Below are 1,962 nucleotides of genomic sequence, written 5' to 3'. Positions count from 1 at the left end.
CCGTTCGCCACGTCACAGAGCCAGTCCTCGTCTTCGCCGAGGTCTTTTGCGACGCGAGCGATGGTGAAGACGGCGTGAACCTTGTTGACGTGCATGGCTACGCCGCCTGGGCGGAGGACCTCGACGCAGGAGGCGTCCAGTTCCAGGGCAACAACTCGTACAGGTGGTTCTGTGGCATGTCGGCAATGCGCGCGAGGACGTCGGCAAGCCAGGCTTTCGGGTCGATGTCGTTGAGACGCGCCGTCATGATAAGCGTGGCCATCACGGCAGCCCGCTCCGCACCGCGATCAGAACCGGCGAACAACCATGCCTTTCTTCCCAGAGCAAAACCGCGCAACGCCCGCTCTGCTGCATTGTTCGTCATGCAGATCCTTCCGTCGTGGACAAGGCGGGCAAAGCCCTCCCAACGGTTGAGCAGATAGTTGATCGGCTTGATCACGTTGGACGAACGCGAGAGCCGGGCAGATTCCGCCCGGAGCCAAGTCTCAAGGTCGGTCAGCAGTGGCGCGCTTCTTTCCCGGCGGATCTGCAGCCGCTCCTCAGCGCTCAGCCCATAGATGTCGCGCTCGATCTCGAACAATTGGTCAATCCGACGAACCGCTTCCAGCGCAACGGGCGAGATCGCCGTCGCCGATCTTCCGCGGCGAGCGTTCTGGGCGATGTCGGCAAGTTCGAAGAACGCCCTCCGGCCATGTGCCCAGCAGAAGGCGGGCGTGGCCGGCAACGCCTTGCGTCCGGGATCGAAGAGAGCGTTGAACCCGCTATAGGCATCGGCCTGCAGGATGCCGGCGAAGTTCTGAAGATGCCGCGCGGGATGCTCGCCGCGCCGATCACGTGAGGCGTAGAACAGCGCCGCCGGTGGATCTCGCCCGCCGAATGGCCGATCGTCGCGGACATAGGTCCAAATCCGGCCGGTATCTGCTTTTCCTTTCGCCAGGATCGGGATCTTGGTGTCGTCACCGTGGAGCCTGTCGGCGGAGAGCACATAGGCTTCGATCAGTTCAAAGATCGGCCTGACCGCAAAAGCTCCGGCGCCCACCTGGTCCGCCAGCGTCGAGACCGACAGGGCGATCCCCTCACATTTGAAGCGCTGGCTCTGTCGATTTAGCGGCTGATGCTGACCAAATTTGTCGAACAGGATCGTCGCCAGAAGCTGGGGTCCGATATAGCCCCGCGGCGTGGCATGGAACGGCGCCGGCGGCTGCGTGATCGCCTCGCAATCCCGACAACTGAACTTCTCCCGGACTGTGTCGATCACCTTGAACCGGCGTGGGATCTCCTCCAGCGTCGAGGTCACGCTTTCGCCGAGCTTCGACAGCCGCGCCGACCCGCAGCAGGGGCATTGCGTCGGAGCCGGCAGGACCACGCGTTCTCGCACGATGTCGTCGGGGAAGGGTTGACGCACCGGCCGCTTGCGCTCAAACGAACGCACCGTCTGCGTCTTCCCGGCCGCCTTCTCGGCGGCCAGCTCATCCTCGGTCGCGTCCGCCTCGAGCTCCTCAAGCTCAAGCTCCAGCTGATCGAGCAGCCGTGCCGACCGCTCGGAGCGCGTGCCATATATCGTGCGTCGTAGCTTCTCGATCTCGAGCTTGAGATGGGCAATCAGCGCTTCGGTGCTCGATTGCTTCGCCTGGGCATTGGCCGCTTCAGCAAGCCTGGCTTCCGCCGCAAGCCTGGCCGTGCGTTCGGCCAAAATCATTGCATGCGCGGCGGCAAGATCGGGCGGCAGGTCGGCGCTGGAGTCCATGGCCAGATGGAATCACATTCGCTGCCAAACTCAAATGACAAAGTCTCAGCCTACGCTGGTCGGACGCCAGGACTCTTGGGGATTGCGCCAGTCGATGCCGGACAGCAGATAGCTCATCTGCGCCTGCGAGATCGACACCACGCCGTCCGCCAGCGACGGCCAGACAAAACGACCTCTTTCGAGTTTTTTCGTAAATAGGCATGCTCCCTGGCCGT

General features: G+C 63.0%; 2 protein-coding genes. Both read right to left on the bottom strand.

The features are described from left to right. Positions 1 to 97: 97 nt before the first annotated feature. Entirely contained in the window at positions 98 to 1,747 is a 1,650-nt protein-coding gene (gene tnpC / locus AKN84_RS44195; RefSeq protein ID WP_050426592.1) for an IS66 family transposase, read from the bottom strand. 45 nt (positions 1,748 to 1,792) lie between these two features. Then, positions 1,793 to 1,962, bottom strand: a 170-nt coding sequence (tnpB, locus tag AKN84_RS50240) for an IS66 family insertion sequence element accessory protein TnpB (RefSeq protein WP_162240946.1), incomplete at its 5' end; no start/stop codon positions are given.

The sequence above is a fragment of the Bradyrhizobium tropiciagri genome (assembly GCF_001189845.1).
Taxonomy (GTDB): Bacteria; Pseudomonadota; Alphaproteobacteria; order Rhizobiales; family Xanthobacteraceae; genus Bradyrhizobium; species Bradyrhizobium tropiciagri.
Note: the sequence above shows the minus strand (reverse complement) of the source record. Positions and strands in the feature narration are given on the sequence as shown.